This is a genomic window from Streptomyces sp. col6 (assembly GCF_008042035.1).
Lineage (GTDB): Bacteria > Actinomycetota > Actinomycetes > Streptomycetales > Streptomycetaceae > Streptomyces.
In genome coordinates this window covers 1,239,659-1,266,365 of record NZ_RDBL01000013.1, presented here as the reverse complement: position 1 = coordinate 1,266,365, position 26,707 = coordinate 1,239,659, and the positions used below count along the sequence as shown (strand labels likewise).

23 protein-coding genes are annotated in these 26,707 nt (G+C 69.9%); 7 read left to right on the top strand and 16 right to left on the bottom strand.

From position 1 onward, the window contains the following. Positions 1–69: 69 nt before the first annotated feature. The 4 genes from EAO73_RS22400 to EAO73_RS22385 all read right to left on the bottom strand — a co-directional run bounded on the left by EAO73_RS22400 (position 70) and on the right by EAO73_RS22385 (position 4,221). A complete protein-coding gene (locus tag EAO73_RS22400) occupies positions 70–444 on the bottom strand; it encodes an FKBP-type peptidyl-prolyl cis-trans isomerase (protein WP_147973264.1) in 375 nt (124 codons plus the stop codon). A 43-nt stretch (positions 445–487) separates the two neighbouring features. Next, the gene (locus EAO73_RS22395; protein WP_147973263.1) at positions 488–1,444 is read right to left on the bottom strand and encodes an FKBP-type peptidyl-prolyl cis-trans isomerase; all 957 of its coding nucleotides are present in this window, start codon (positions 1,442–1,444) and stop codon (positions 488–490) included. 146 nt (positions 1,445–1,590) lie between these two features. Beyond that, entirely contained in the window at positions 1,591–2,952 is a 1,362-nt protein-coding gene (gene pafA, locus EAO73_RS22390; RefSeq protein ID WP_147973262.1) for a Pup--protein ligase, read from the bottom strand. A 9-nt stretch (positions 2,953–2,961) separates the two neighbouring features. Then, positions 2,962–4,221 (bottom strand): MFS transporter, encoded by a 1,260-nt coding sequence (locus EAO73_RS22385; protein WP_147973261.1) that lies wholly within the window; start codon positions 4,219–4,221, stop codon positions 2,962–2,964. 131 nt (positions 4,222–4,352) lie between these two features. Between EAO73_RS22385 and EAO73_RS22380 the strand changes: the two genes are divergently transcribed. Continuing rightward, positions 4,353–5,378 carry a LacI family DNA-binding transcriptional regulator gene (locus EAO73_RS22380; RefSeq protein WP_191134166.1) on the top strand — a complete coding sequence of 342 codons (1,026 nt, stop codon included), beginning with the start codon at positions 4,353–4,355 and terminating at the stop codon, positions 5,376–5,378. A 52-nt stretch (positions 5,379–5,430) separates the two neighbouring features. Here the strand turns inward: EAO73_RS22380 and prcA are convergent, their stop codons facing one another. The 6 genes from prcA to arc form a co-directional block, all read right to left on the bottom strand. Then, complete coding sequence (gene prcA, locus EAO73_RS22375; protein ID WP_147973260.1) at positions 5,431–6,258, bottom strand: proteasome subunit alpha; 828 nt, start codon at positions 6,256–6,258, stop codon at positions 5,431–5,433. 62 nt (positions 6,259–6,320) lie between these two features. Continuing rightward, positions 6,321–7,169 (bottom strand): proteasome subunit beta, encoded by an 849-nt coding sequence (prcB, locus tag EAO73_RS22370; RefSeq protein WP_147973259.1) that lies wholly within the window; start codon positions 7,167–7,169, stop codon positions 6,321–6,323. Continuing rightward, on the bottom strand, positions 7,121–7,633 hold the full coding sequence (locus EAO73_RS22365; protein ID WP_412074939.1) for an endonuclease VII domain-containing protein: 513 nt from the start codon (positions 7,631–7,633) through the stop codon (positions 7,121–7,123). Before EAO73_RS22365 ends, prcB begins: the two co-directional genes overlap by 49 nt. 87 nt (positions 7,634–7,720) lie before the next feature. Beyond that, positions 7,721–7,939: a ubiquitin-like protein Pup gene (locus EAO73_RS22360; protein ID WP_147973257.1), complete on the bottom strand. Its 219-nt coding sequence runs from the start codon at positions 7,937–7,939 to the stop codon at positions 7,721–7,723. Between the two features lie 130 nt (positions 7,940–8,069). Further along, positions 8,070–9,581 carry a depupylase/deamidase Dop gene (dop, locus tag EAO73_RS22355; RefSeq protein WP_147973256.1) on the bottom strand — a complete coding sequence of 504 codons (1,512 nt, stop codon included), beginning with the start codon at positions 9,579–9,581 and terminating at the stop codon, positions 8,070–8,072. A 238-nt stretch (positions 9,582–9,819) separates the two neighbouring features. Further along, complete coding sequence (arc, locus tag EAO73_RS22350) at positions 9,820–11,586, bottom strand: proteasome ATPase (protein ID WP_147973255.1); 1,767 nt, start codon at positions 11,584–11,586, stop codon at positions 9,820–9,822. 242 nt (positions 11,587–11,828) lie between these two features. On the opposite strand from arc, the gene EAO73_RS22345 reads away from it, so the two are divergent. Then, positions 11,829–12,140: a ferredoxin gene (locus EAO73_RS22345; protein WP_147973254.1), complete on the top strand. Its 312-nt coding sequence runs from the start codon at positions 11,829–11,831 to the stop codon at positions 12,138–12,140. Positions 12,141–12,165: 25 nt separating this feature from the next. On the opposite strand, the gene EAO73_RS22340 is transcribed toward EAO73_RS22345, so the two are convergent. The 3 genes from EAO73_RS22340 to EAO73_RS22330 all read right to left on the bottom strand — a co-directional run bounded on the left by EAO73_RS22340 (position 12,166) and on the right by EAO73_RS22330 (position 15,246). Further along, positions 12,166–12,756, bottom strand: a complete 591-nt coding sequence (locus tag EAO73_RS22340; RefSeq protein ID WP_147973253.1) for a hypothetical protein — start codon at positions 12,754–12,756, stop codon at positions 12,166–12,168. A 259-nt stretch (positions 12,757–13,015) separates the two neighbouring features. Next, positions 13,016–13,921, bottom strand: coding sequence for a tRNA (adenine-N1)-methyltransferase (locus EAO73_RS22335; protein WP_147973252.1), 906 nt, complete (start codon positions 13,919–13,921; stop codon positions 13,016–13,018). Between the two features lie 74 nt (positions 13,922–13,995). After that, complete coding sequence (locus EAO73_RS22330) at positions 13,996–15,246, bottom strand: site-2 protease family protein (RefSeq protein ID WP_147973251.1); 1,251 nt, start codon at positions 15,244–15,246, stop codon at positions 13,996–13,998. Between the two features lie 184 nt (positions 15,247–15,430). Between EAO73_RS22330 and EAO73_RS22325 the strand changes: the two genes are divergently transcribed. Continuing rightward, positions 15,431–16,276, top strand: coding sequence for a RecB family exonuclease (locus tag EAO73_RS22325; protein ID WP_318153280.1), 846 nt, complete (start codon positions 15,431–15,433; stop codon positions 16,274–16,276). Positions 16,277–16,285: 9 nt separating this feature from the next. Continuing rightward, a complete protein-coding gene (locus EAO73_RS22320; RefSeq protein ID WP_136315837.1) occupies positions 16,286–16,957 on the top strand; it encodes a response regulator in 672 nt (223 codons plus the stop codon). A gap of 23 nt (positions 16,958–16,980) precedes the next feature. Here EAO73_RS22320 and EAO73_RS22315 read toward each other — a convergent pair whose 3' ends face one another. From EAO73_RS22315 to metH, 3 genes are all read right to left on the bottom strand, one after another. Then, on the bottom strand, positions 16,981–18,579 hold the full coding sequence (locus EAO73_RS22315; protein WP_147973249.1) for an ABC transporter substrate-binding protein: 1,599 nt from the start codon (positions 18,577–18,579) through the stop codon (positions 16,981–16,983). A gap of 156 nt (positions 18,580–18,735) precedes the next feature. Then, positions 18,736–19,428 (bottom strand): HAD family hydrolase, encoded by a 693-nt coding sequence (locus tag EAO73_RS22310; RefSeq protein WP_147973248.1) that lies wholly within the window; start codon positions 19,426–19,428, stop codon positions 18,736–18,738. Positions 19,429–19,547: 119 nt separating this feature from the next. Further along, a complete protein-coding gene (gene metH, locus EAO73_RS22305) occupies positions 19,548–23,060 on the bottom strand; it encodes a methionine synthase (protein WP_147973247.1) in 3,513 nt (1,170 codons plus the stop codon). Positions 23,061–23,298: 238 nt separating this feature from the next. Here metH and EAO73_RS22300 point away from each other — a divergent pair, with 238 nt between their 5' ends. From EAO73_RS22300 to glpK, 3 genes are all read left to right on the top strand, one after another. Further along, complete coding sequence (locus tag EAO73_RS22300; protein ID WP_191134165.1) at positions 23,299–24,063, top strand: IclR family transcriptional regulator; 765 nt, start codon at positions 23,299–23,301, stop codon at positions 24,061–24,063. 265 nt (positions 24,064–24,328) lie between these two features. Further along, complete coding sequence (locus EAO73_RS22295; RefSeq protein ID WP_147973246.1) at positions 24,329–25,120, top strand: MIP/aquaporin family protein; 792 nt, start codon at positions 24,329–24,331, stop codon at positions 25,118–25,120. 42 nt (positions 25,121–25,162) lie between these two features. Beyond that, positions 25,163–26,704 (top strand): glycerol kinase GlpK, encoded by a 1,542-nt coding sequence (gene glpK / locus EAO73_RS22290; RefSeq protein WP_147973245.1) that lies wholly within the window; start codon positions 25,163–25,165, stop codon positions 26,702–26,704. The last annotated feature ends 3 nt before the right edge of the window (positions 26,705–26,707 follow it).

The window sequence follows — 26,707 nt, the reverse complement described above, 5'->3', positions numbered from 1 at the left end:
CGGGGTGTCGGGACAAAAGCGAGGGCCCGTGCCTGGTGGCACGGGCCCTCGGAGCGCGGGTGGCGCGGATCAGACGGCGACCAGGTCGCAGACGAAGATCAGCGTCTCGCCCGGAGCGATGCGGCCGCCGCCGGCGCCGCGGTCACCGTAGGCGAGGTGCGCGGGGATGGTCAGCTGGCGACGGCCGCCGACCTTCATGCCCTGCACGCCCTTGTCCCAGCCCTGGATGACCTGGCCGGCACCGAGCTGGAACTGCAGCGGGGTGCCGCGGTTCCACGAGGCGTCGAACTCCTCGCCGGTGGAGAAGGCGACCCCCACGTAGTGGACGGAGACGGTCTGGCCTGCCTTGGCCTCGGCGCCGTCGCCCTCCCAGATCTCCTTGATCTCCAGGTCGGCCGGCGGCTCGCCACCCGGGAAGTCGATCTCGGGCTTCTCGATGCTCACTGACTTGCTCCTCTTACTGATGAACTGGGCAACCGGGACAGTCTTACATCTTCGCCAGGATGTCCACGGCGAACACCAGCGTGGAGTTGGCGGGGATGCCCGACGACTCCTTGTCACCGAGGCCCTGGTCCGGCGGCACGACCAGCAGCACCCGGCTGCCGATCTTCTTGCCGATCAGACCGTCCTTCAGACCCTTGAGCGTGACCTGGGCCAGCGGGAAGGTGGCCGTCTTCCCCGTCTTGTAGGTGTTGTCGAACTCCTTGCCGTCCTTCCAGAGCTTGGCCACGTAGTTCACGACGACCGAGTCGGTCTCCTTGATGACGTCGCCCTTGGACTCCAGGACGTAGTTGGAGACCAGCTTCTTCGGCGGGGCGACCTTGCTGGGGACGGTCAGGCTCGGCGCCTTGCCGTCGGTGTTGGTGCCCACCTTCGGCAGGTCGACGTTGTCCTGGGCGACGGCGGTGCCCTTGGCGGAGGCCGGGATCTGCTTGGCCTTCAGGATGTCGACGACGAAGACCAGGGTGGCGTTGGGCTTGATGTCGCCCTGGCCCTGCTCGCCGTAACCGAGGGCCGGCGGGATGACCAGCTGGACCCTGCTGCCGACCTTCTGGCCGATCAGGCCCTTCTCCCAGCCCTGGATGACCATGCCGGCGCCGAGCGTCAGGTCGAACGGCTGCTTGCGGTCGAAGCTGTTGTCGAACGGCTTGGTGGAGTCGTACGCCTGGCCGAGGTAGTTGACCTGGGTCACGTCGCCGTTCTTGAGCTTCGCACCGTCACCCTCGCTGATGACCTTGGTCTTCAGCTCCTTGGGCGGCGTACCCGTGCCCTTGGCCAGGGTGGGCTTCTCGCCGAACTTCGCGCCCGCGGTGATGGCGGGGAAACCGCCCTTGGAGGGGGCGGACGCGGAGGCGGAAGCGGAGTCGGAGCCCTTGTCGTCGCTGCCGCAGGCCGCTGACAACAGCAGCAGGGGGACGACGAGAAGGCCGGCAAGTCGGCGCACTGGTTCCTCAGATCTCAGACGGCATGTGTGGGGGCAACGCCCCGGGGGTCCCGGGACCCCGCCACTCTAGGCCGTACGAAGGGCCCCGCACGAGGAACGTACGGGGCCCGAGTCGCACGGGGTGCCGGGGCGTGTCCTGCGCCCGCTCACATACCCGCGATGAGCTTCTCCACGCGGTCGTCCACGGAACGGAACGGGTCCTTGCACAGGACCGTGCGCTGCGCCTGGTCGTTGAGCTTGAGGTGGACCCAGTCGACGGTGAAGTCCCGCCGCTGCTCCTGGGCCCGCCGGATGAAGTCACCGCGCAGCCGCGCCCTGGTCGTCTGCGGGGGCACCGACTTGCCCTCGAAGATCTTCAGGTCGTTGCAGATGCGGGCGGCCTGTCCCTTGCGCTCCAGCAGGTAGTACAGCCCCCGCCGGCGGTGGATGTCGTGGTAGGCGAGGTCTATCTGGGCGACCCGCGGATTCGACATGGTCATGTTGTGCTTGGCCCGGTACCGCTCGATGAGCCTGTACTTCATGACCCAGTCGATCTCGGTCTCGATCCGGCCGAGGTCCTCCGCCTCGATCGCGTCGAGCGTGCGGCCCCACAGTTCGAGGACGCGCTCGACGTTGCCCGTGCGGATGCCGCGGCGGTCGACGAAGTCCACGGCCTTCTCGTAGTACTCGCGCTGCACCTCTATGGCCGAGGCCTCCCGGCCGCTGGCCAGGCGGACCTTGCGCTGCCCGGTGGTGTCGTGGCTGACCTCGCGGATCGCCCGGATCGGGTTCTCCAGGGTCAGGTCGCGCATCACCGTGCCCGCCTCGATCATGCGGAGCACCAGATCGGTCGCGCCGACCTTGAGCAGCATGGTCGTCTCGGACATGTTGGAGTCGCCGACGATGACGTGGAGGCGGCGGTAGCGCTCCGCGTCCGCGTGCGGTTCGTCGCGGGTGTTGATGATCGGGCGGGAGCGCGTCGTCGCGGAGCTGACGCCCTCCCAGATGTGCTCGGCACGCTGGCTGACGCAGTAGACCGCGCCCCGGGGGGTCTGCAGCACCTTGCCGGCACCGCAGATCAGCTGCCTGGTGACGAGGAAGGGAATGAGGATGTCCGCGAGACGGGAGAATTCTCCGTGCCGGGCCACGAGGTAGTTCTCATGGCATCCGTAGGAGTTTCCCGCAGAGTCGGTGTTGTTCTTGAAGAGATAGACGTCGCCGGCGATTCCCTCCTCGTGCAGGCGGCGTTCGGCGTCGACGAGCAGGCCTTCGAGAATACGCTCGCCGGCCTTGTCGTGGGTGACCAGTTCGGTCAGGTTGTCGCATTCGGGGGTTGCATATTCCGGATGCGATCCCACGTCGAGGTAGAGGCGGGCGCCGTTCCGCAGAAAGACATTGCTGCTGCGGCCCCATGACACAACACGGCGGAAGAGGTAGCGCGCCACTTCATCAGGAGACAGTCGGCGCTGTCCCCTGAACGTGCACGTGACGCCGTACTCGTTCTCCAGCCCGAAAATGCGGCGGTCCATGACTGAACATTACGCCTGATGGCCCGAGCTGAAACCGGGTTCGACGGCACCGTTTCGATCATTTTCCGATCCTCGCACCGCGACGGCGGTACGGGCGGGAGCCGAGAGCACCGGTCCGGTGGCCAGCAGGACCAGCAGCGCCGCCACTCCACCGGCCCCCGCGACGGCGAAGCTCCACGCCGTACCGCCCAGTTCGACGGCCGGACCGGCCACCGCCGTCCCCACGGCAGCGCCCACCCCGAAGGTCGTCACGAGCCACGAGAACGCCTCCGTCACCGTCCCGCGCGGGGCATGCCGGTCCACCACGATGAACGAGCACGCGACGGCCGGGGCGAGGAACACCCCGGAGACCGCCGCCAGCACGGTCATCGCCACCGGACCCGGCGTCAGCATCAGCGGCAGATAGCCCAGCGCGAGCAGCCCCACGATCACCCGCAGCCGCCGCTCCGGCGCCCCGGTCCACTGCCGCGCCCCGTACACCGTCCCGCCGATCAGGGCGCCGAGCCCGAAGGCCGCCATCAGCCAGCCGTAGACGGACTCCCGGCCGTGGTCGTCGGCGTACGCCATGCCCGCCACGGTGATGGACCCCAGCGCGAGCCCCACGAAGAAGAACGAGCCGAGCAGCGCCAGCAGTCCGGGCGAACGCAGGGCGCCCAGCCAGTGCGCCTCGCGGGGCGCGGAGCGCCAGGTGCGCGAGGGCTCGGACAGCACGACCGACAGCGCGCCGAGCACCCCGATCGCGTTGATGACGAGCAGAGCGGCGGCCGGCGACCAGAGGGCGACCAGCAGCGTCACGAGCAGCGGCCCGGCCGTGAACATGACCTCCTGCGCGACCGCGTCCATGGCGTACGCCCGGTGCACCCGGTCCTCGCCGCCCAGCACGCTCGGCCACAGCGCCCGCAGGCCGCCCTCCAGTGGGGGCGTGAACAGCCCGGCCACGGCCACCGCCGCGTAGGCGAGCGGCAGGAAGCCGCAGCCCGCCACGGCGAGCACGGCCATGCCCAGGGCGGAGACGACGGCCGCGGGCAGCTGGACACGCGGCTGCCCGTACAGGTCCACCGCGCGGCCGAGCAGCGGCTGCCCCACGGCCGTGGCCAGCCCGTACACCGCCGCGAGCGCGCCGGCGAGGGTGTAGCTGCCGCCCTCGGCCCGGACGAACAGCACGATCGCGATGTTCGCCGTGCCGTTCGGCAGCCGGCCCACCAGGGTGCCCGTCAGCAGCCGGGCGGCGTGCCGCGCCCGGAGGATGTCCAGATATCCCGCGGCCATGTCCCGCCCCTCTCCCTCGGGTGCCTGTGCGGGCCTGCGAGGTTTTACGTATAACGTCAAGGTTCATACGTACCATGAGCCCGTCCGCAGGTCCACCTCACGGGCCTGCCCCGACCGGCCCGGAGGCCCGCGTGACCAGCCCCGCATCACCCGGCCCGCCCCGGCCCACCAGCCGTGACGTGGCCAGGGCCGCCGGCGTCTCCCAGGCCACGGTCTCGCTCGTCCTGGGCGACAAGTGGCGGGGCCGGGTCTCCGAGTCCACTGCGGACCGGGTGCGCGACGCCGCCCGCGGGCTCGGCTACCGGCCGAATCTCGCCGCCCGCAATCTGCGCCTCGGCCGCACCAGGACGGCCCTGCTGGTCGTCCCCGCCCTCACCAACGAGTTCTTCGCCCGGGTCTACACCGGAGCGGCCGCGGTCGCCGCCGAGCACGGCTTCGGGGTCGTCCTGTACCCCTCCCCCGACGGCACCGGCCCGGCCCGCGATCCGTTTCCGTCGGCCCGTGCCGCGCTGGACGGGGTCATCGCCTCGTCCATGGCCGCCGACGCGCTCGACGCCCTGCACGGCGCGGACGTCCCCCTCGTCATGCTGGACAGCGACCCCTCGGCCCCCGGCCCCGCCGCCCGGGTCAACCTCGACATCGCCGACGGGATGCGCCAGGTGGCCCGCCACCTGCTCGCCCTCGGCCACCGGCGCTTCCTCCACCTCGCCTCGGCCGTCGACACCTGGACCTTCGGCTGCCGCGCGGACGCCCTGCACGAGGAGCTGCGCCGGGTCCCCGGCACCGAGGTGCGCACGGTGCGCGCGGCGCTGGACGTCCGCGCGGGACGGGACGCGGCGGAGCACGCGCTGGGCCTGTCCGGGCCCCGGCCGACCGCGGTCGTCTGCGACGACGACATCCTGGCGGCGGGCGCGTGCAAGGCCGCCCGCCGGTCCGGGCTGCGGGTGCCGGACGACCTCTCGGTCACCGGCTTCGACGACCTGGCCCTGGCGACGGCCGTGGAACCGGAGCTGACCACGGTCCGGCTGCCCGCCGAACAGGTCGGAGAGCGGGGCATGGCCGCACTGCTGGCGGTCCTGGACGGGCGGGCGGCCGAACCGGGCAGCCTGCCGGTGCGGCTGGTCGCGCGCGGCTCCACCGCCCCGCCTCCCGCATGACGAAGCCCCGGCCGCCTGAACAGCGGGCCGGGGCTCGGCATATCGGGGAGTGCTACTCCACGTCCCCGCCGGAGTCCGTCGTGTCGGTCGTGCCCTTCCGGTCCGTGGTGGCCGTGGGGGTCTCCGAGGACTCGCCGTCCTCGGCGTCGGACGGGGCGTCGGTCGGCGTGGAGGCCGCTGCCTCCGCCTCCAGGAGCCGGGCCAGCTGCCTGCCGACGATCCGCTTGAACTTGCGCTGCTGGGGCCGCGTACGGTCCAGGACCGCCACTTCCAGGCGGTCCGCGGGGATCTCCCGCTCGTTGCCGTTGGCCTCGCGGGACAGTGCCTGCACCGCCAGCTTCAGCGCCTCGGCGAGCGACATCCCGTCGCGGTGGCGCTGGTCGAGGAAGGTGCTGATCTGCTCCGCGTTGCCGCCGACCGCGACCGAGCCGTGCTCGTCCACGATCGAGCCGTCGTGCGGCAGCCGGTAGATCTGGTCGCCCTCGGGCTCGGTGCCCACCTCGGCGACCACGAGTTCCACCTCGTACGGCTTCTCGGCCGCACTGGAGAAAATGGTGCCGAGCGTCTGCGCGTAGACGTTCGCCAGTCCACGGGCCGTCACATCGTCGCGGTCATAGGTGTATCCGCGCAGATCCGCATAGCGCACACCGCCGATGCGAAGGTTCTCGTACTCGTTGTACTTGCCGGCGGCGGCGAAACCGATCCGGTCGTAGATCTCGCTGAACTTGTGCAGCGCACGGGACGGGTTCTCGCCGACGAACACAATTCCGTCGGCGTACTGCAGCACAACCAGGCTGCGACCACGGGCGATGCCCTTCCGGGCGTATTCCGCCCGGTCGGCCATGGCCTGCTGAGGTGAGACATAGAACGGCGTCGACACCGGCTATCCGTCCCTTTCTGTCAGTGGCGGGAGCATCGAAGAAGCTGGATACGGACGCGGGCTCAGAGCAGCGCGGCGCGCGGGCCGTCGGGCTGTTCCAGGCGGCGTTCCAGAATCGAGCGGGCGATCTCGGAGGATTCCGCGTCGGTCAGCTTCCGGAAGCCCTCGTCCGTGATGACGGTGACGATCGGATAGATACGGCGGCCCACGTCCGGGCCGCCCGTCGCCGAGTCGTCGTCCGCCGCGTCGTACAGCGCCTGCACGACCAGCGTGAGCGTCTCCGCCTCCGTCAGGTCCTCGCGGTAGAGCTTCTTCATCGAGCCCCGGGCGAAGATCGAGCCGGAACCGGTGGACGCGTAGCCGACGTGCTCCTCGGAACGCCCGCCGGTGACGTCGTAGCTGAAGATGCGTCCGCGCTCGCGGTCGACGTCGTAGCCGGCGAAGAGCGGGACGACGGCGAGGCCCTGCATGGCCATCGCCAGGTTGCTCCGGATCATCGTGGAGAGCCGGTTCGCCTTGCCCTCCAGGGAGAGCTGGGCGCCCTCCACCTTCTCGAAGTGCTCCAGCTCCAGCTGGAAGAGCTTGACCATCTCCACGGCGAGACCCGCCGTCCCGGCGATGCCCACCGCCGAGTACTCGTCGGCCGGGAAGACCTTCTCGATGTCGCGCTGCGCGATCATGTTGCCCATGGTCGCCCGCCGGTCACCGGCCAGGACGACACCGCCGGGGAAGGTCGCCGCCACGATCGTCGTGCCGTGGGGGGCCTCGATGGCCCCCTTCATGGGCGGCATCTGCCGGTTGCCCGGCAGCATCCCGGGCGCCTGGTCGGACAGGAAGTCCATGAAGGAGGACGATCCCGGCGTCAGGAAGGCAGCTGGTAGACGCCCGGTGCTACGAGTGTTGGCTTCCACGCGTTTCCCTCCACGTATGCGGCTGCACGCCTTATGGCATCCGGCCGGTCCTTGAGCTGCCCCAGGGCTGCGTTGCAGCTGAAGCACAGTACGCCCCGGACCCTACCCGTCTGATGACAGTGATCCACATGCTCCGCCGGAGCGGTTAAACAGATGCAGCACACGCCCTGCTGAGCGGCGATCAGTTCATCAACCTCAGCCGGACTCAGACCGTACTTGCGCTGAAAGTAGGCGGCCCGATTGCGCTCCGCGCGGCACGGACGACAGTAGCTCGCCCAGCCATCGGAGGACGACCTGTTCCGTTCCCACTGGTCGTGCGGCTTCACCTCACCGCACTGCGGGCAGCGCTTGTGCCCTCGGGGGACCGGCACCTTGACACGAACGGACTTGCCCCTGGCCTCCTGGCGCTGCCGGTAGTACTCGGCCGAGCACTCCCGGCAGTACGCCTGGAGGCCATCCCGCATCGCCCTGTTACTGGCGAAGGACTCTGTCGGCAGAGTCCTTCGCCAGCGGGAGCATTCTTTCCTCGCAGGAATATCGGACATTAAGTCCTATTCCCCGCCTTTCTGAACAAACGACCTCACGAAATCCTCGGCGTTGGACTCGAGCACGTCGTCGATCTCGTCGAGGACGTCGTCCACGTCGTCGCTGAGCTTCTCCTGGCGCTCCTTGAGGTCGTCGGATGCCTGCGCGTCCTGCGCCTGCTCCTCGACCTCCTCGGTGGAACGCGTCGCCTTCTGCTGTCCGCCGCCGGTGTCCTTGGTCGCCATCTAGCTCACCCCGCTCGGTTCGAAGCACTTGATCAGACCCTACCCATGGGGTCCGACATTGGCCCGGTACTTGTCTCAACGTCCGGAGGTCATCGGAATGATTCCCAGCCGGGAGCCCTTTCAGCCGCCTTCAGCGGCCCGAGAGGACCTCGACCAGCTCCTGCGCCGTGCGGCAGCGGTCCAGGAGCGATTTCACGTGCTCCCGGGTGCCCCGCAGCGGCTCCATGGTGGGCACCCGCTGCAGCGAGTCCTGGCCCGGCAGGTCGAAGATGACCGAGTCCCAGGAGGCCGCGGCGACGTCGTCCGCGTACTGTTCGAGGCAGCGGCCGCGGAAGTACGCCCTGGTGTCCTCCGGCGGCGCCGTACGGGCCCGCGCGACCTCCTGCTCGTCGAGGAGGCGTTTCATCCGGCCCCGGGCCACCAGGCGGTTGTACAGGCCCTTGTCGGGCCGCACGTCCGAGTACTGCAGGTCCACCAGGTGCAGCCGGGCCGCGTCCCAGTCCAGGCCGTCCCGGCGCCGGTAGCCCTCCATGAGCTGCCGCTTCGCCACCCAGTCCAGCTCACCGGCCAGGCTCATCGGATCGTTCTCCAGCCGGTTCAGGGTGTCCTCCCACCGGCTGAGGACGTCCTTGGTCTGTTCGTCGGCGTCCGCCCCGTACCGCTCCTCGACGTACTTGCGGCCCAGCTCGAAGTACTCCATCTGGAGCTGCACCGCGGTGAGTGTCCGGCCGCTGCGCAGCGTGATCAGCTGCTGGAGTCCGGGGTCGTGGGAGACCTGGTGCAGCGTGCGCACCGGCTGGTCGACGGCCAGGTCGACGTTGATGAAGCCGTCCTCGATCATGGACAGGACGAGCGAGGTGGTGCCCAGCTTCAGGTACGTCGAGATCTCGGAGAGGTTCGCGTCGCCGATGATCACATGGAGCCGGCGGTATTTCTCGGCGTCCGAGTGGGGCTCGTCGCGGGTGTTGATGATGGGGCGCTTGAGCGTGGTCTCCAGGCCGACCTCGACCTCGAAGTAGTCGGCGCGCTGGCTGAGCTGGAAACCGTGTTCCTGGCCGTCCTGGCCGATGCCGACCCGTCCGGCACCGGTGACCACCTGCCGCGAGACGAAGAACGGCGTCAGGTGCCGCACGATGTCCGAGAACGGGGTCTCCCGCTTCATCAGGTAGTTCTCGTGCGTCCCGTAGGAGGCGCCCTTGTTGTCGGTGTTGTTCTTGTAGAGGTGGATCGGCTGGGCGCCCGGGAGCTGCGCCGCGCGCTCGGCCGCCTCGGCCATGATGCGTTCGCCGGCCTTGTCCCACAGGACCGCGTCCCTGGGGTTGGTGATCTCCGGGGAGCTGTACTCGGGGTGCGCGTGGTCGACGTAGAGCCGGGCCCCGTTGGTGAGGATGACATTGGCGAGGCCGATGTCCTCGTCCGTGAGCTGGCTGGAGTCGGCGGTCTCGCGGGCGAGGTCGAAGCCTCGCGCGTCCCGCAGCGGGTTCTCCTCCTCGAAGTCCCAGCGGGCGCGGCGCGCCCGGTGCATCGCCGCCGCGTAGGCGTTGACGATCTGGGACGAGGTGAGCATGGCATTGGCGTTGGGGTGTCCGGGGACGGAGATCCCGTACTCCGTCTCGATGCCCATTACTCGCCGTACGGTCATGCGGCCCTCCTTGCCCGGCGGCGCTCCCTTCCGGGGCGGCGCTCAAGTACCGCTGCTTGTTCGGTGCGTGCGCGGTCTGCCCGTCCCGCGCTGCGTGAACGGGCGGTAGGCCAGAGCCTAGAACGCCTCCGTGCCGGTGGGGAGATCAATTGCGTCGTCATTGCCGCGGTGTCGCCGCGGCTGTCCGGAAAGCAACCGGCTGCGGATGCCCGGCGGGCATCCGCAGCCGGTCCGCGTCCTACAGGTACTGCCCGGTGTTGGCGACCGTGTCGATGGAACGGCCGGTGTCCGCGCCCTGCTTTCCGGTGACGAGCGTGCGGATGAAGACGATCCGCTCGCCCTTCTTGCCGGAGATACGGGCCCAGTCGTCCGGGTTGGTGGTGTTCGGAAGGTCCTCGTTCTCCTTGAACTCGTCCACGCAGGCCTGGAGGAGGTGGGAGACGCGAAGGCCCTTCTGGCCGTGGTCGAGGAAGGCCTTGATGGCCATCTTCTTGGCCCGGTCGACGATGTTCTGGATCATCGCGCCGGAGTTGAAGTCCTTGAAGTACAGGACCTCCTTGTCGCCGTTGGCGTACGTGACCTCGAGGAAGCGGTTCTCCTCGGACTCGGTGTACATCCGCTCGACGACCGACTGGATCATGGCGTGCGCGGCGGCTTCCTTCGAGCCGGTGTGCTCGGCCAGGTCGTCCGCGTGCAGCGGCAGCGAAGGCGTGAGGTACTTCGCGAAGATGTCCTTCGCGGCCTCCGCGTCGGGGCGCTCGATCTTGATCTTCACGTCGAGCCGGCCGGGGCGCAGGATGGCCGGGTCGATCATGTCCTCGCGGTTGGAGGCGCCGATGACGATGACGTTCTCCAGACCCTCGACACCGTCGATCTCGGCGAGCAGCTGGGGGACGATGGTGTTCTCCACGTCCGAGCTGACGCCCGATCCACGGGTGCGGAAGAGCGACTCCATCTCGTCGAAGAAGACGATGACGGGGGTGCCCTCGCTCGCCTTCTCGCGGGCACGCTGGAAGACCAGGCGGATGTGGCGCTCGGTCTCGCCGACGTACTTGTTGAGGAGTTCGGGGCCCTTGATATTGAGGAAGTAGCTCTTTCCGGCGGGCTGTCCGGTGACCTCGGCGACCTTCTTGGCGAGGGAGTTGGCGACGGCCTTGGCGATGAGCGTCTTGCCGCAGCCGGGCGGACCGTAGAGCAGGATGCCCTTCGGCGGGCGGAGCTCGTGCTCCTTGAAGAGGTCGGGGTGGAGATAGGGAAGCTCGACCGCGTCGCGGATCAGCTCGATCTGGTCGCCCAGGCCGCCGATCTTGTCGTAGTCGATGTCCGGTACTTCTTCGAGGACGAGTTCCTCGACCTCGCTCTTGGGCACGACTTCGTAGACGTAGCCGGACCTGGGTTCGAGCAGCAGGGCGTCGCCGGGGCGGATGGTGGTGTCCAGCAGCGGCTCGGCGAGCCTCACCACCCTTTCCTCGTCGGTGTGCCCGATGACCAGGGCGCGTTCGCCGTCCTCAAGGATCTCCTTGAGGGTGACGATGTCCCCGGCACGCTCGAATTCCATGGCGTCGACCACGTTGAGCGCTTCGTTGAGCATGACCTCCTGGCCGCGCCGGAGGTCCTCGAGTTCGACGCTGGGGCTGACGTTCACCCGGAGCTTGCGGCCCCCGGTGAAGATGTCGCAGGTGCCGTCCTCGTTGGCCTGCAGGAACACTCCGAAGCCGGCCGGCGGCTGTGCGAGCCGGTCGACCTCCTCCTTGAGGGCCACGATCTGGTCGCGGGCCTCACGCAGTGTTCCGGCGAGCCGCTCGTTCTGGGCGGACACGCCTGCGAGGTTGGTCTGCAACTCGACGATCCGCTCTTCGAGAATCCTCGTATGACGCGGAGAGTCGGCGAGCTTACGTCGCAGGACGGCGATTTCCTGCTCGAGATAGGCGACCTGGCCGGCTGGGTCGTCGGACCCCCGCGCGGGCCGGATGCCGCGGTTGATGTCGTCGTCGTGGGCTGCCACGGTCCTCACCTCCTCCAAGGGGAGCTGGACGCTTCCTGACCCTACCTGCGTGGGTGGTGATTGAAACCCCTAGATCACAAAGACTGTGGGGTGTGTCCGATCTTCACCCTTGCGCTCTCCCCGTACCCGGAGGGATACCCACCGTTCAACATCGGAAAGCGGCCGGTTGTATCGTCGAAGCGTTCAACACCCGTCAGGGCTGGCTCTTTCCCGGTCCGGATACGCAGGAAACGGCAGGCGACATGACCGCGCGGCAGGACGCTCCCACCGATGGCGAGGCGCAGGACCTTGAGGTCTGGATCGACCAGGACCTCTGCACGGGCGACGGCATCTGTGTGCAGTACGCGCCGGAGGTGTTCGAGCTGGACATCGACGGCCTGGCGTATGTGAAGAGCGAAGAGGACGAGCTGCTGCAGGACAAGGGGGCGACCACACCGGTGCCGCTGCCGCTGCTCCAGGACGTCGTCGACTCGGCCAAGGAGTGCCCCGGCGACTGCATTCACGTACGTCGGGTTTCGGACAGGGTCGAGGTCTACGGCCCCGAGGCGGCCTGACCGCTCCGGTGGTGCCGGGCGGCGCTCAGGCCCCCGTGGAGGCGGGCCCGTCCGTCCGGCCACTGCGGACGAAGGCGCCGTTCTGCCACTGCCAGGTGACCTTCTCCTGCTGGTCGGGGCAGCAGGAGGGCACCGAGGACGAGGAGTAGCCGAGGAGCGTGGCGGAGATGACTCCGTCACGGACCGCGAAGTCACCGATGCTCAGTTGCTGGGTGGGGTCCACCAGGGTCGCGACGATCCTGGGAGCGGCCCCGTCCGTCTGTGTGAGGACGTAGACGCCGCTGGGTGGGGTGCCCGATCCGGCCGCGCAGTGGACCACCGCGACGGTCTCGGGGCGGCCGTCGCCGTCGAGGTCGCCGGGGGCCTGTTTGGCGACGGTGTTGCCGACGTTTCCGCAGTCCAGGGGGAAGGCTGCCTTCGCCGGGTCGGGGGCGGTGGCCGCGTCCTCGTGCTGCTGGTGGGCCGCCGTGGTGCGGGGGGTGGAGGCCGAGGCGCTGGCGTCGGGCTGGAACAGGCCGGCTCCCGCGACGACGGCGGCCATGGCCGCCGCGGTGGCGAGCCAGTGCATCGGCTTGGTGTCGGTGTGCGCCAGGTCCGGGAGCGCGGAGGTCTGCACGCGGGCTGTCTCCTGTGGTTCCTGTGGTGCGGCCGTCGGCGTCGGCGGTGCGGGGGTGGCCAGCATCGTGCCACACCTCACACGGCAGCGGAACGGTGGGGTGCGCAAGGATCACGGCGCCCGTGCGCGCGACCGGGACCCGAGCGGCGTACGAGCGTTCCCCCAGCCGGCTACGAGCCGGATACGAGAAGGGCGCCGCCGCCGGGTCCCCGGGTCGGTCCGGGAACTCGGCGGCGGCGCCGGTGCGTTGCCGCGAGGATCAGTCGCGGGCGGAGCCGCTCCGGCCGCCCGGTCCGTCGTAGTCCTCGCCGTAGGCGCCCTTGGAGGGGCGGCGGCGCCGGGCCGGGGCCTCGACCCCGTCGGCAAGCCGGCGGGCGGTGACGAGGAAGCCGGTGTGGCCGATCATCCGGTGGTCCGGGCGCACGGCCAGGCCCTCGACGTGCCAGTTGCGGATCATCGACTCCCAGGGCTGCGGCTCGGCGAAGCAGCCGATCTCGCGGATGGACTCGACCGTCCGGGAGAGCTGGGTGGTGGTCGCGACGTACGCGCAGAGGATGCCGCCGGGGACGAGCGCCTTGGAGACGGCGTCCAGGCACTCCCAGGGAGCCAGCATGTCCAGCACGACGCGGTCCACGTCGGTGTCCGTGAGGTTGTCCTGGAGGTCGCCGACCGTGAGCTGCCAGGCGGGGTGCGGGCTGCCGAAGTAGCGCTCGACGTTCTGCTGGGCGATCTCGGCGAAGTCCTCGCGGCGCTCGTACGAGTGCAGCATGCCCTGCTCGCCGATGGCGCGGAGCAGGAAGGTGGAGAGCGCGCCCGAGCCGACGCCCGCTTCCACGACGCGCGCGCCGGGGAAGATGTCGCCGAAGGCGAGGATCTGTCCCGCGTCCTTCGGGTAGACCACGGCGGCGCCGCGGGGCATGGACAGGACGTAGTCGGGGAGCAGGGGGCGCAGCGCGAGGTAGGCGACGTTTCCCGTGGTACGGACCACACTGCCCTCGGGGGCACCGATCAGCTCGTCGTGCGGGAAAGAACCCTTGTGGGTGTGGAAGTTCTTTCCGGCTTCGAGCGTGAAGGTGTGGTGGCGTCCCTTGGGATCGGTGAGCTGGACCTGGTCCCCGACCTTGAAGGGCCCGCGTCGGCGGGCGGCACCGGTCGGTTCAGACATGTGACCAGCGTACCGGTGTTTCGGGGGCCTCCGACCGCCCGCCCGTACGGGCGTACGACCGTGCGGGGCGGGTGTCAGGCGGTGGGGCGGGCCATGGCGGCGACGAAGGCCCGCTCGACGTCGGCGGTGGAGAGGACCCCGTAGATCTCGCCGGTGTCCTCGACGACGAGGTACTCCGTGGCGGGGGTGGCCTTGAGGCGGTCCAGGAGGGCTTCGCCGGCGAGTTCGGCGGGGACCTTCATGCCGTCGGTGAGGTCCTGGGCGAGGCCGCTGACGGCGACCCAGGGGCGGCGGTGTTCGGGGACGGCGACGATGGCGGTCTCCCGGACGAGGGCCTTGGGCTCGCCGGTGCCGTCGACGACGACGAGGGCGCGGGCGCCGGCCTCGTTGGCCCGGCGCAGGGCTTCGGAGAGCGGGGTGGCGGCCTCGACGGGGACGGCCCGCCGGGTGAGGCTGCGGGCGCGCAGGCCGGGGAGGTGTTCGCGGAGCCGGGCCATGCGCAGGCTGTTTCCGGCGCCGGTCCAGATGATGGCGGCGAGGATCGCGGCGAGCAGGGCGTCGGTGACGGTGTCCATGCCGCTGATCTCACCGGCGTCGTTCCCCAGGGAGCCGCTGCGGGTGAGCAGGGGCAGGCCGACGAGGGTCCCGACGGCGAGGGCGCGGCCGACCCAGGCGGCGGCGACGGTGCCGCTCATCGGCTTGCCGGTGATCTTCCAGACGACGGCCCTGAGCATCCGGCCGCCGTCGAGCGGGAGGCCGGGCAGCAGGTTGAAGGCGGCGACGATGAGGTTGGAGATCATCAGCCCGCCGAGCAGGACGGCGGGGACGGTGCCGCGTTCGACGAAGCGCAGCGGCACGTAGAAAAGCCCGCCCAGGACCAGGGAGAGCAGCGGGCCGACGAAGGCGAGGACGAATTCGCGGCCGGGGGTCTCCGACTCCTTCTCGATCTCCGAGACGCCGCCGAAGAACTGGAGCTGGATGCGCCGTACGGGGAGCTTGTAGCGCAGGGCGGCGACCGTGTGCGCGAGCTCGTGGACCAGCACGGAGGCGTAGAAGGCGATCGCGAAGAAGAGGGCGACGAGGTAGCGGGCGGCGCCGAGGTCGGGCAGGACCCGGTCGAGCTGGCCGCCGAAGACCCAGGTGATCAGGGCCGCCACCAGGAACCAGCTGGGGGCGACGTAGACGGGCACGCCGAAGGGGCGGCCCATGAGGATGCCGCCTCCGGGCTCGTCCCTGCGCGGGGGCGCGCCCTTGCCGGGGCCGTCGCCGGGGCCCGTACCCGCCGGGTCGGACTGCGGCCGCCGGCTGTCGCCGCTCTCGTCCACGAGGTCCCTTCGGTTCGGTGCCTTTCGGCACGATGATGCAGTGTTCGAGGGTCTGTGGTCGATGGTATGCCGGTTGGTGTCGGTGGCGGGTCGTAGGGTCTTCGTCATGACCTCCGTTCCGCCGCCGTCCTCGCCGGTGCCGCAGCCGCCCTCGTCGCTCTCGCCGTCACGGGCGAGCGACTTCATGCAGTGCCCGCTGCTGTACCGCTTCCGGGTCATCGACAAGCTGCCGCAGAAGCCCAGCGAGGCGGCTACCCGGGGGACGCTGGTTCATGCGGTCCTTGAGCGGCTGTTCGACAACCCTGCGGCGGACCGCACGCCCGGCCGGGCGACGGCCCTGATCCCGGGCCAGTGGGACCGCCTGCTGGAGTCGAAGCCGGAGCTGGGCGAGCTCTTCGCGGAGGACCCGGAGGGCGAGCGGCTGGCGCAGTGGCTGGGGCAGGCGGAGCGGCTCGTGGAGCGCTGGTTCTCGCTGGAGGACCCGACGCGGCTGGAGCCGGCGGAGCGCGAGCTGTTCGTCGAGACGGAGCTGGATTCGGGGCTGCGGCTGCGCGGGGTGATCGACCGGATCGATGTGGCGCCGACGGGCGAGGTCCGGATCGTCGACTACAAGACCGGGAAGGCGCCGCGTCCGGAGTACGCGGAGGGGGCGCTGTTCCAGATGAAGTTCTACGCCCTGGTGATCTGGCGGCTCAAGGGTGTGGTGCCGCGCCGGCTCCAGCTGGTCTACCTCGGCAGCGGCGACGTGATGACGTACGACCCGGTCGTGGCGGACCTGGAGCGGGTGGAGCGCAAGCTGCTGGCGCTGTGGGAGGCGATCTCGCTGGCGACGCGGACGGGCGAGTGGCGGCCGCGACCGACGAAGCTGTGCGGCTGGTGCGACCACCAGGCGCTCTGTCCGGAATTCGGCGGGACTCCCCCGGTCTATCCGCTCACCGTCCGCCCGGCCGGTCCGGCGGAGGATGACCAGGGCAGAATGGAGCAGGTCCGGGCCGGGGCCGACCGGCCCGCGGCCCTCGACGGGCATTGAGGAGATCTGGTGGCTATCCGCGTCCTTCTGGTCGACGACCAACCGCTGCTGCGCACCGGCTTCCGGATGATTCTGGAGGCCGAGGGCGATCTGGCGGTGGTGGGCGAGGCCGGTGACGGCCTCCAGGCCATCGACCAGGTGCGCGCGCTGCAGCCCGATGTGGTGCTGATGGACATCCGGATGCCGCGGATGGACGGGGTCGAGGCGACGCGGCAGATCACCGGACCGGGCCGGGACGGTCCGGCGAAGGTGCTGGTGCTGACGACGTTCGATCTCGACGAGTACGTGGTGGAGGCGCTGCGGGCCGGAGCGAGCGGCTTCCTGCTGAAGGACGCCCCGGCCGATGAGCTGGTGCAGGCGATCCGGGTGGTGGCGGGCGGCGAGGCGATGCTCGCCCCGAGCGTCACGCGCCGGCTGCTCGACAAGTACGCGGACCACCTGCCCTCCGGCGAGGAGCCGGTTCCGGACACGCTGCACACGCTGACGGACCGCGAGGTCGAGGTGCTGAAGCTGGTGGCGCGCGGCCTGTCGAACGCGGAGATCGCCGCGGACCTGTTCGTCAGCGAGACAACGGTGAAGACGCATGTGGGCCATGTGCTGACGAAGCTGGGCCTGCGCGACCGGGTGCAGGCCGCGGTGTACGCGTACGAGAGCGGTCTGGTGCGCCCCGGCGCGCAGTGACACCGGGGCGCGGGCGGGAGCCGCTATTGGGTGCCCCGGCCGAGTTCCCACAGGTGGAGGTCGGCGCTGGAGTCGACCGCCCATTCGACGCCGCTGAGGTCCTCCCGGGAGGCGACGTACTGCTTGCCCTGCCAGATCGGGAGGACGGGTACGTCCCGGGCCACGATGTCCTGGAGCCGTTCGAAGGCGGGCTCGACGGTGCTGCGGTCCGCCCGGCGGCGTGAGTCCGCGATCAGGGTGCGGGCCTCGGCGGAGGCGTAGGGCGAGCCGAGGAAGTTGTTCCGGCCGAGGAAGGGCGCCGTGTAGTTGTCGGGGTCGGGGAAGTCGGGGAACCAGCCCATGCCGTAGACGGCGTAGTCGCCGCGGAGTTCGGCGGGCCGGTACCGGGCCCAGGGGGTGCCCTCGACGGTGACGTCGAAGAGCCCGGTGTCGTTGAGCTGCTTCTTCAGCGCCTCGTACTCGGTGGCGGTGTCCCGTCCGTAGTGGTCGTTGGTGTAGTGCAGGGTGAAGCGCACGGGGGTGCGGATCTTGGCCTTCTTGAGCAGGTCGGCGGCCTTGGTGGCGCTGGGTTCGCCGTAGGTGCCGTAGAACGCGTTGGCGTGTGCGGTGATCCCGGTCGGGATCAGCGAGTACAGCGGTTCGACGGTGGTTCCGTAGACCTCGCTCGCGATCCTGCCCCGGTCGACGATCTGGGCGATGGCCTGCCGGACGGCCTTGTTCCCGACGGCGGGGTCCTCGGTGTCGAAGCCGAGGTAGCTGATGGCGAGTCCGGGCATCTCGGTGAGCCGGACGCCGTCCTCGGGCTTCGCGAGCATCTGCCGGGCCCGCTCGGACGACATGGTGCGGGCCATCATGTCGATCTTCTTCTCGTCGAGCGCCCTGCCCATGGCGGCGGCGTCGGGAAAGAGATCGAGTTCGGCCCCGTCGTTCCGCACCTCGTAGCTCCCCCGGTAATGGGGATTCCTGGTGAAGGATATTTTCACGACCCGGCCGGATTTCACTTCCGGTTTCATGGTGTACGGCCCCGAGCCGTCGACCTGGAATCCGCTTCTGGCGGAATTCGCGGGGTAGTGGTCGCGCGGGACGATTCCGGCGGCCGGGGTGGCGAGCTTGTACGGGAAGGTGGCGTCGGGGGTCCGCAGGTGGAAGACGACCTCGCGGGCGCCGGCGGGCTCGACGGTGTCGATGTTGTCGAGGAGGGCGGCGGGCCCGTTGGCGGACTTGATGCGCAGGACGCGGTCGATGGAGTACTTCACGTCGTCGGCGGTGAGCGGGCTGCCGTCGGCGAAGGTGAGCCCGGCCCGCAGCCGGCAGCGGTAGCTCTCGCTCTCGCGGTCCGTGAAGGCGCAGCTCTCGGCCGCTTCCGGGACCGGGCGGCCGCCGCCGCGCGGGGTGGCCATCAGGGTCTGCACGGTCTGCCCCAGGACGTTCCAGACGCCCGCCTCGTAGCCGACGGCCGGGTCGAGGGGCGCGGGGGCGTTCGCCGAGGCGGCGATCCGGTCCGTGGTGCCGACGACGATGGCGCCGGTACCGGTGCTGCCGGCGTCCGCCGCGCCGCAGCCGGCCAGCACGGGCGCCAGGAGGCCCGCGACGGCCGGCAGCACCAGGGTCTTGCGTTTCATGGTGGCCGTTCTCCCTCATAGGTTTAGGGAGAAAGACATTAGCGGGCGCGTTCCGGAAAACCGGACGGGGGTCGTGCGCGGAATTCTTTCGCACGGCCACCGCGAGAGCTTTTCCTTTCATTCACAGGAATACTCTCGGTGCCCACCCCGGCGCATTCAGTTGATGAGACCCCGGAGGAATGTGAGATTCACTTCTTCCAGCGAGCCCACGACCACCCGGCCCTCGGCGGCCGCGATCGGGGACACCGAGGGCACGGCGACCACCCGGCATCCGGCGGCCTCGGCCGCGGCCACCCCGGTCGCGGTGTCCTCGACGACGGCGCAGAGCCGGGGGTCGGCGCCGAAGCCGCGCGCGGCGGTGAGGTAGGGCTCGGGGTGCGGCTTCGTACGGGTGACCTCGTCGCCCGCGACGGTGAGCGCGAAGTGGTGGCTGCCCACCGACTCCAGGACCCGGTCGATGATGCGGCGGTGCGAGGCGGAGACAAGGGCGGTGGGGATCTTGTGCCGGTGCAGTTCGGCGAGGAGGCGTGCCGCGCCGGGCATCAGCGGCACGCCGTTGCTGATGCGCTTCTCGAACCGGTCGTTGAGCAGTACGGCGGCCTCGTCGAGGGTGATGTCCGCGCCGGTCGCCTCGATGAGGTAGCCGGTGCTGCGCGACATGGGCCCGCCGACGACCACGTCCCGCCACGCCTCGTCGAGCCGGTGGCCGAGACCGGCGAAGACCTCTACCTCGACGTCCCACCAGAAGCCCTCGGTGTCGACCAGGGTGCCGTCCATGTCGAGGAAGACGGCCTGGAGGGCAGCGCCCTGGGCCGTGCGGGTCAGGGACACGGGAACCGTACTGGTCATCCGGCACACCTTCCATGAGGGACGAGAAGGCCGGCCACCCGTCCCGGAGGATGGGCGACCGGCCTGCGCTGGACCGACCAGTGTACGACGTGATCGGCTACGACGCGTCGAACGGGGTCCTACCGCGCGTTGAAGTACTTCGCCTCGGGGTGGTGGATGACGATCGCGTCGGTGGACTGCTCGGGGTGCAGCTGGAACTCCTCGGAGAGGTGGACCCCGATCCGCTCCGGCTTGAGCAGGTCCGCGATCTTGGCGCGGTCCTCCAGGTCCGGGCAGGCGCCGTAGCCCAGCGAGAAGCGCGCGCCCCGGTACTTCAGGGCGAACATGTCCTCGACCTCCGCGGGGTCCTCCCCCGCGAAGCCCAGCTCCGAGCGGACCCGGGCGTGCCAGTACTCGGCCAGGGCCTCGGCCAGCTGGACGGAGAGCCCGTGCAGCTCCAGGTAGTCGCGGTAGGCGTTGGCCTCGAAGAGCTTGGCGGTCTCGGTGCCGATCCTGGAGCCGACGGTGACGACCTGGAGGCCGACGACGTCCGTCTCCCCGGACTCCTCCGGGCGGAAGAAGTCCGCCAGGCACAGGCGCCGGCCGCGGCGCTGGCGCGGGAAGGTGAAGCGGGTGCGCTCCGAGCCGTCCTCGTGGAGCAGGATCAGGTCGTCGCCCTTGGACACGCAGGGGTAGTAGCCGTACACGACGGCCGCTTCCAGCAGGTTCTCCGTCTGGAGCTTGTCGAGCAGGCCGCGCAGGCGCGGGCGGCCCTCGCTCTCGGCCAGCTCCTCGTACGTGGGTCCGTCGCCGGCCCTGGTCTGCTTGAGGCCCCACTGGCCCTTGAACAGGGCGCCCTCGTCCAGCCAGGAGGCGTACTCCTTGAGCTGGATGCCCTTGACGACCCGGCTGTCCCAGAACGGCGGCGTGGGCACCGGGTTGGTGACGGAGACGTCGGAGCGGACGCCCTCCTCCGGCTCGTTCACCTCCAGGACGGCGGTGTCGCGCTTGGGGACGCGGCGCTGCTTCAGCTCGGGCAGGGTGGCGCCGGGGACGCCGCGCTTGACGGCGATGAGCGCGTCCATGAGGCGCAGCCCCTCGAAGGCGTCGCGGGCGTAGCGGACCTCGCCCTCGTAGATCTCGTGGAGATCCTGCTCGACGTAGGCGCGGGTCAGGGCGGCGCCGCCGAGGATCACCGGGTAGTCGGCGGCCAGCTTGCGCTGGTTCAGCTCCTCCAGGTTCTCCTTCATGATCACGGTGGACTTGACCAGGAGGCCGGACATCCCGATGACGTCCGCCTTGTGCTCCTCGGCGGCCTCCAGGATCGCGGAGACGGGCTGCTTGATGCCGATGTTGACGACGTTGAAGCCGTTGTTGGACAGGATGATGTCGACGAGGTTCTTGCCGATGTCATGGACGTCGCCGCGGACGGTGGCGAGGACGATGGTGCCCTTGCCCTCGGCGTCCGACTTCTCCATGTGCGGTTCCAGGTAGGCCACCGCGGTCTTCATGACCTCGGCCGACTGGAGCACGAACGGCAGCTGCATCTGGCCGGAGCCGAACAGCTCGCCGACGACCTTCATGCCCTCCAGGAGGGTGTTGTTGACGATGTCGAGGGCGGGCGTGTCCTTCAGCGCCTCGGCGAGGTCGTTCTCCAGACCGTTCTTCTCGCCGTCGATGATGCGGCGCTGGAGGCGCTCGTCGAGCGGCAGGGCGAGCAGTTCCTCGGCCTTGCCCTCCTTCATCGACTTCATGTTGACGCCCTCGAAGAGCTCCATGAGCTTCTGCAGGGGGTCGTAGCCCTCGGCGCGGCGGTCGTAGACGAGGTCGAGCGCGACCTTGACCTGCTCCTCCTCCAGCCGGGCGATCGGCAGGATCTTCGAGGCGTGCACGATGGCGGAGTCGAGTCCCGCCTTGACGCACTCGTCCAGGAAGACGGAGTTCAGCACGACGCGGGCGGCCGGGTTGAGGCCGAAGGAGATGTTGGAGAGGCCGAGCGTGGTCTGCACCTCGGGGTGGCGCTTCTTCAGCTCGCGGATGGCCTCGATGGTGGCGACGCCGTCCTTGCGGGACTCCTCCTGACCGGTACAGATGGTGAAGGTCAGGGTGTCGATCAGGATGTCCGACTCCTGGATGCCCCAGTTGCCGGTCAGGTCCGCGATGAGCCGTTCGGCGACGGCGACCTTGTGCTCGGCGGTGCGGGCCTGGCCCTCCTCGTCGATGGTCAGGGCGATCAGCGCGGCGCCGTGCTCGGCGGCGAGCCGGGTGACCTGGACGAAGCGGGACTCGGGGCCGTCGCCGTCCTCGTAGTTGACGGAGTTGAGGACCGCGCGCCCGCCCAGCTTCTCCAGGCCCGCCCGCAGGACGGGCAGCTCCGTGGAGTCCAGCACGATCGGCAGGGTGGAGGCGGTCGCGAACCGGCCGGCCAGCTCCTCCATGTCCGCGACGCCGTCACGGCCCACGTAGTCCACGCACAGGTCGAGCATGTGCGCGCCCTCGCGGATCTGGTCGCGGGCCATCTCCACGCAGTCGTCCCAGCGGGCCTCCAGCATGGCCTCGCGGAACTTCTTGGACCCGTTGGCGTTCGTGCGCTCGCCGATCGCCAGGTACGAGGTGTCCTGGCGGAAGGGGATGGTCTGGTAGAGGGAGGCGGCGCCGGGCTCGGGGCGCGGATCGCGGGCGCCGGGGACCGTGCCGCGTACGCGCTCGACGACCTGGCGCAGGTGCTCCGGGGTCGTGCCGCAGCAGCCGCCGACCAGCGAGAGGCCGTACTCCTGGACGAATGTCTCCTGCGCGTCGGCCAGGCCCTCGGCGTCGAGCGGGAAGTGCGCGCCGTCCTTGGTGAGGACCGGCAGCCCGGCGTTCGGCATGCAGAGCAGCGGGATGCGGGAGTGGCGGGTGAGGTAGCGCAGGTGCTCGCTCATCTCGGCCGGACCGGTCGAGCAGTTCAGGCCGATCATGTCGATGCCGAGGGGTTCCAGGGCGGTCAGGGCCGCGCCGATCTCGGAGCCCAGGAGCATGGTGCCGGTGGTCTCGAAGGCCAGCGAGCACAGCAGCGGCAGGTCGCTGCCCAGGGCGTCCAGGGCGCGGCGGGCACCGAGGATCGCGGCCTTGGTCTGCAGGAGGTCCTGGGTGGTCTCGACGATCAGCGCGTCGGCGCCGCCGGAGATCAGGCCCTCGGCGTTGGCCTGGAAGCCGTCGCGGATGGTGGCGTACGGGACGTGGCCGAGGGTCGGCAACTTGGTGCCGGGGCCGATGGAGCCGAGCACCCAGCGCTGCTCGCCGGTGGAGGCGGTGAACTCGTCGGCGACCTCGCGGGCGATGCGCGCGCCGGACTCGGACAGCTCGTGCACGCGCTCGGGGATGTCGTACTCACCGAGGGCCGCCGTGTTGGCGCCGAAGGTGTTGGTCTCGACGCAGTCGACGCCGACGGCGAAGTACGCCTCGTGCACGGAGCGCACGATGTCCGGCCGAGTGAGGTTGAGGATCTCGTTGCAGCCTTCGAGGTTCTCGAAGTCCGCGAGCGTGGGGTCCTGTGCCTGGAGCATGGTGCCCATGGCACCGTCGGCCACCACCACACGGGTGGCGAGCGCCTCACGGAGGGCTGCGGCTCGGGTCCGGCTGTCGGCGGAAGGGGTCGGCGACGAGGCCATGGATGTACTCCCTGGAATGCGACGGCTGTCGGCTTTGCGTCTTCGGCGGAAGGCGCACCCGGCCAGGGTAGCCGGGCCGCGCTCCGGGCCGTCACTCTGTCCCACGAGCCGGACTGCATGCTGTTCACGGGGGGTGTCCGGCGTTGCGGAGTACCGCGGACTTCCGCCGCGGCCGAGCACGGGTCGGCATCGACCGATAGTGTTCAGCATTGTCGAACGAGTGGAGGAGTACGGCGCGATGGCCAAGAACATCCAGTCGCTGGAGCGGGCGGCCGCGATGCTGCGCCTGCTGGCAGGCGGCGAGCGGCGGCTGGGGCTGTCCGACATCGCCTCCTCACTGGGCCTGGCCAAGGGCACCGCACACGGCATCCTGCGCACGCTCCAGCACGAGGGCTTCGTCGAGCAGGACTCCGCCTCCGGCCGCTACCAGCTGGGCGCGGAGCTGCTGCGCCTGGGCAACAGCTACCTCGACGTCCACGAGCTGCGCGCCCGCGCCCTGGTCTGGACGGACGACCTGGCCCGGTCCAGCGGCGAGAGCGTCCATCTGGGCGTACTCCACCAGCAGGGCGTCCTGATCGTCCACCACGTCTTCCGCCCCGACGACAGCCGCCAGGTGCTGGAGGTGGGGGCCATGCAGCCGCTGCACTCCACGGCCCTGGGCAAGGTGCTGGCCGCGTACGACCCGGTGGCGCACACGGAGGCACTGGAGGCCGAGCGGCAGTCGTTCACACCCCGGACGGTCACGGACCCGGAGGAGTTCGAGACGGTGCTCGACATGGTCCGGGCCCGGGGCTGGGGGTCCGACGTGGAGGAGACCTGGGAAGGGGTGGCCGCGGTGGCCGCCCCGATCCACGACCGGCGCCGGATGCCGGTGGGCGCCATCGCCATCACCGGTGCGGTGGAACGGGTCTGCAAGGACGGGGAGCTGCGCCCGGAACTGGTGGCGGCGGTGCGCGACTGCGCCCGCGCGGTCTCCCGGGACCTGGGCGCCCGGCGCTTCTGAGCCGCCCGGCCGCGGACGGCCCGGCCGGCCGTGTATCCGGCCGGCCGCCCCTCGTAACGATCGATTCGTACGTCACATCCCTCTTGACGCTGGCTTCACCCGGGAGAAACACTGCCGTTCACCGGTCGGCATTGTCGAACACTTAACGGAAATTCGCGTTAGGGTGTGAGCGTGCCTGGGACCGGCCAAGCCCTCACACGAGGGCGCGGACCACCGGAGGGACCCGGGGTTCGGCTTCCCTGGACGAAGGACAAAGGAGTCGCGGGTGTCCAGCTCCGACATCTTCATCGGCGAGACCATCGGTACCGCCGTACTCATCCTGCTCGGCGGCGGTGTCTGTGCCGCCGTCACGCTCAAGCACTCGAAGGCGCAGAACGCCGGCTGGCTGGCCATCACCTTCGGGTGGGGCTTCGCGGTACTGACCGGCGCCTATCTCGCCGGTGGCGTGTCGGGGGCGCACCTCAACCCGGCCGTCACCATCGGCCTGGCGATCGAGGGCGGAACGAAGTGGAGCGACGTACCGCTCTATCTCGCTTCCCAGCTCCTCGGCGCGATGATCGGCGCGGTGCTGGTCTGGCTCACCTACTACGGACAGTTCCGGGCGCACCTCACCGATCAGGAGATCCTGCGGGACCACTCGGGTGAGGAGGGCATGGTCGACAAGGCCGCGGCCCCCAAGGCGGGCCCTGTGCTCGGTGTCTTCTCGACGGGCCCCGAGATCCGCAACGCCGTGCAGAACGTCCTCACCGAGGTCATCGCCACGGTCGTGCTGGTGCTCGCCATCCTCACGCAGGGCCTCAACAACGACGGCAACGGGCTCGGCACGCTGGGCGCGCTGATCACCGCCCTGGTCGTGGTCGGCATCGGCCTGTCGCTCGGCGGCCCGACGGGGTACGCGATCAACCCGGTACGCGACCTCGGTCCGCGTATCGTGCACGCGCTGCTTCCGCTGCCGAACAAGGGCGGCTCCGACTGGGGCTACGCATGGGTCCCCGTCGTCGGCCCGCTGATCGGCGGCGCACTCGCGGGCGGGCTCTACAACCTCGCCTTCGCCTGACCCGTACCCACCCCACACCGCACAGACCTCCGGGAGCACACCGTGACCGACGCACACACCACCGGCAGCCACGGCACCGGGCCGTTCATCGCGGCCATCGACCAAGGCACGACCTCCAGCCGCTGCATCGTCTTCGACAAGGACGGACGGATCGTCTCCGTCGACCAGAAGGAGCACGAGCAGATCTTCCCCAAGCCGGGCTGGGTCGAACATGACGCGTCCGAGATCTGGGAGAACGTCCAGGAAGTCGTCGCCGGAGCGATCGTGAAGGCGGGCATCACCGCCGCCGACGTCAAGGCGATCGGCATCACCAACCAGCGCGAGACCACCCTGCTCTGGGACAAGCACACCGGTGAGCCCGTCCACAACGCGCTCGTCTGGCAGGACACCCGTACGGACGGGCTCTGCAAGGAGCTCGGCCGCAACGTCGGCCAGGACCGCTTCCGCCGCGAGACCGGGCTGCCGCTCGCCTCGTACTTCGCCGGGCCCAAGGTCCGCTGGCTGCTCGACAACGTCGAGGGGCTGCGCGAGCGGGCCGAGCGCGGCGACATCCTCTTCGGCACCATGGACTCCTGGGTCATCTGGAACCTGACCGGCGGCACCGACGGCGGCGTCCACGTCACCGACGTCACCAACGCCTCGCGCACCCTCCTGATGAACCTGCACACCATGGCGTGGGACGACAAGATCCTCTCCTCCATGGGTATCCCGGCGGCCGTGCTGCCCGAGATCCGCTCCTCGGCCGAGGTCTACGGCAACGCGAAGGGCGGCGTCCTCGACGGCGTGCCGGTGGCCTCCGCGCTGGGCGACCAGCAGGCGGCGCTGTTCGGCCAGACGTGTTTCGCCGAGGGCGAGGCCAAGTCCACGTACGGCACCGGCACCTTCATGCTGATGAACACCGGTGGCACCCCGGTCAACTCGTACAACGGACTGCTCACCACCGTCGGCTACCAGATCGGCGACAAGCCCCCGGTGTACGCGCTGGAGGGGTCGATCGCCGTCACCGGTTCGCTGGTGCAGTGGATGCGCGACCAGATGGGACTCATCCAGTCGGCCGCCGAGATCGAGACGCTGGCCTCCTCGGTGGAGGACAACGGCGGCGCGTACTTCGTGCCCGCGTTCTCCGGCCTGTTCGCCCCGTACTGGCGTCCCGACGCCCGCGGTGTCATCGCCGGTCTCACCCGCTACGTCACCAAGGCGCACATCGCCCGTGCCGTACTGGAGGCCACCGCCTGGCAGACGCGTGAGATCAGCGACGCCATGACCAAGGACTCCGGCGTCGAGCTGACCGCGCTCAAGGTCGACGGCGGCATGACCTCCAACAACCTGCTGATGCAGACGCTCGCCGACTTCCTGGACGCGCCCGTGGTGCGGCCGATGGTCGCCGAGACGACCTGCCTCGGCGCCGCCTACGCCGCCGGCCTGGCCGTCGGCTTCTGGCCGGACACCGACGCGCTGCGCGCGAACTGGCGCCGCGCCGCCGAGTGGACCCCCCGCATGGACGCGGACACCCGCGCCCGCGAGTACAAGAGCTGGCTCAAGGCCGTGGAACGCACCATGGGCTGGCTGGACGACGAGGAGTAGACA

Coding starts and splice junctions, on each gene's coding strand:
- pafA (WP_147973262.1), bottom strand. CDS start 2,952: ATGGACCGCCGCATTTTCGGGCTGGAGAACGAGTACGGCGTCACGTGC.
- EAO73_RS22385 (WP_147973261.1), bottom strand. CDS start 4,221: ATGGCCGCGGGATATCTGGACATCCTCCGGGCGCGGCACGCCGCCCGG.
- EAO73_RS22365 (WP_412074939.1), bottom strand. CDS start 7,633: ATGCGGGATGGCCTCCAGGCGTACTGCCGGGAGTGCTCGGCCGAGTAC.
- EAO73_RS22360 (WP_147973257.1), bottom strand. CDS start 7,939: ATGGCGACCAAGGACACCGGCGGCGGACAGCAGAAGGCGACGCGTTCC.
- dop (WP_147973256.1), bottom strand. CDS start 9,581: ATGACCGTACGGCGAGTAATGGGCATCGAGACGGAGTACGGGATCTCC.
- EAO73_RS22345 (WP_147973254.1), top strand. CDS start 11,829: ATGACCGCGCGGCAGGACGCTCCCACCGATGGCGAGGCGCAGGACCTT.
- EAO73_RS22335 (WP_147973252.1), bottom strand. CDS start 13,921: ATGTCTGAACCGACCGGTGCCGCCCGCCGACGCGGGCCCTTCAAGGTC.
- EAO73_RS22325 (WP_318153280.1), top strand. CDS start 15,431: ATGCAGTGCCCGCTGCTGTACCGCTTCCGGGTCATCGACAAGCTGCCG.
- EAO73_RS22315 (WP_147973249.1), bottom strand. CDS start 18,579: ATGAAACGCAAGACCCTGGTGCTGCCGGCCGTCGCGGGCCTCCTGGCG.
- EAO73_RS22310 (WP_147973248.1), bottom strand. CDS start 19,428: ATGACCAGTACGGTTCCCGTGTCCCTGACCCGCACGGCCCAGGGCGCT.
- metH (WP_147973247.1), bottom strand. CDS start 23,060: ATGGCCTCGTCGCCGACCCCTTCCGCCGACAGCCGGACCCGAGCCGCA.
- EAO73_RS22300 (WP_191134165.1), top strand. CDS start 23,299: ATGGCCAAGAACATCCAGTCGCTGGAGCGGGCGGCCGCGATGCTGCGC.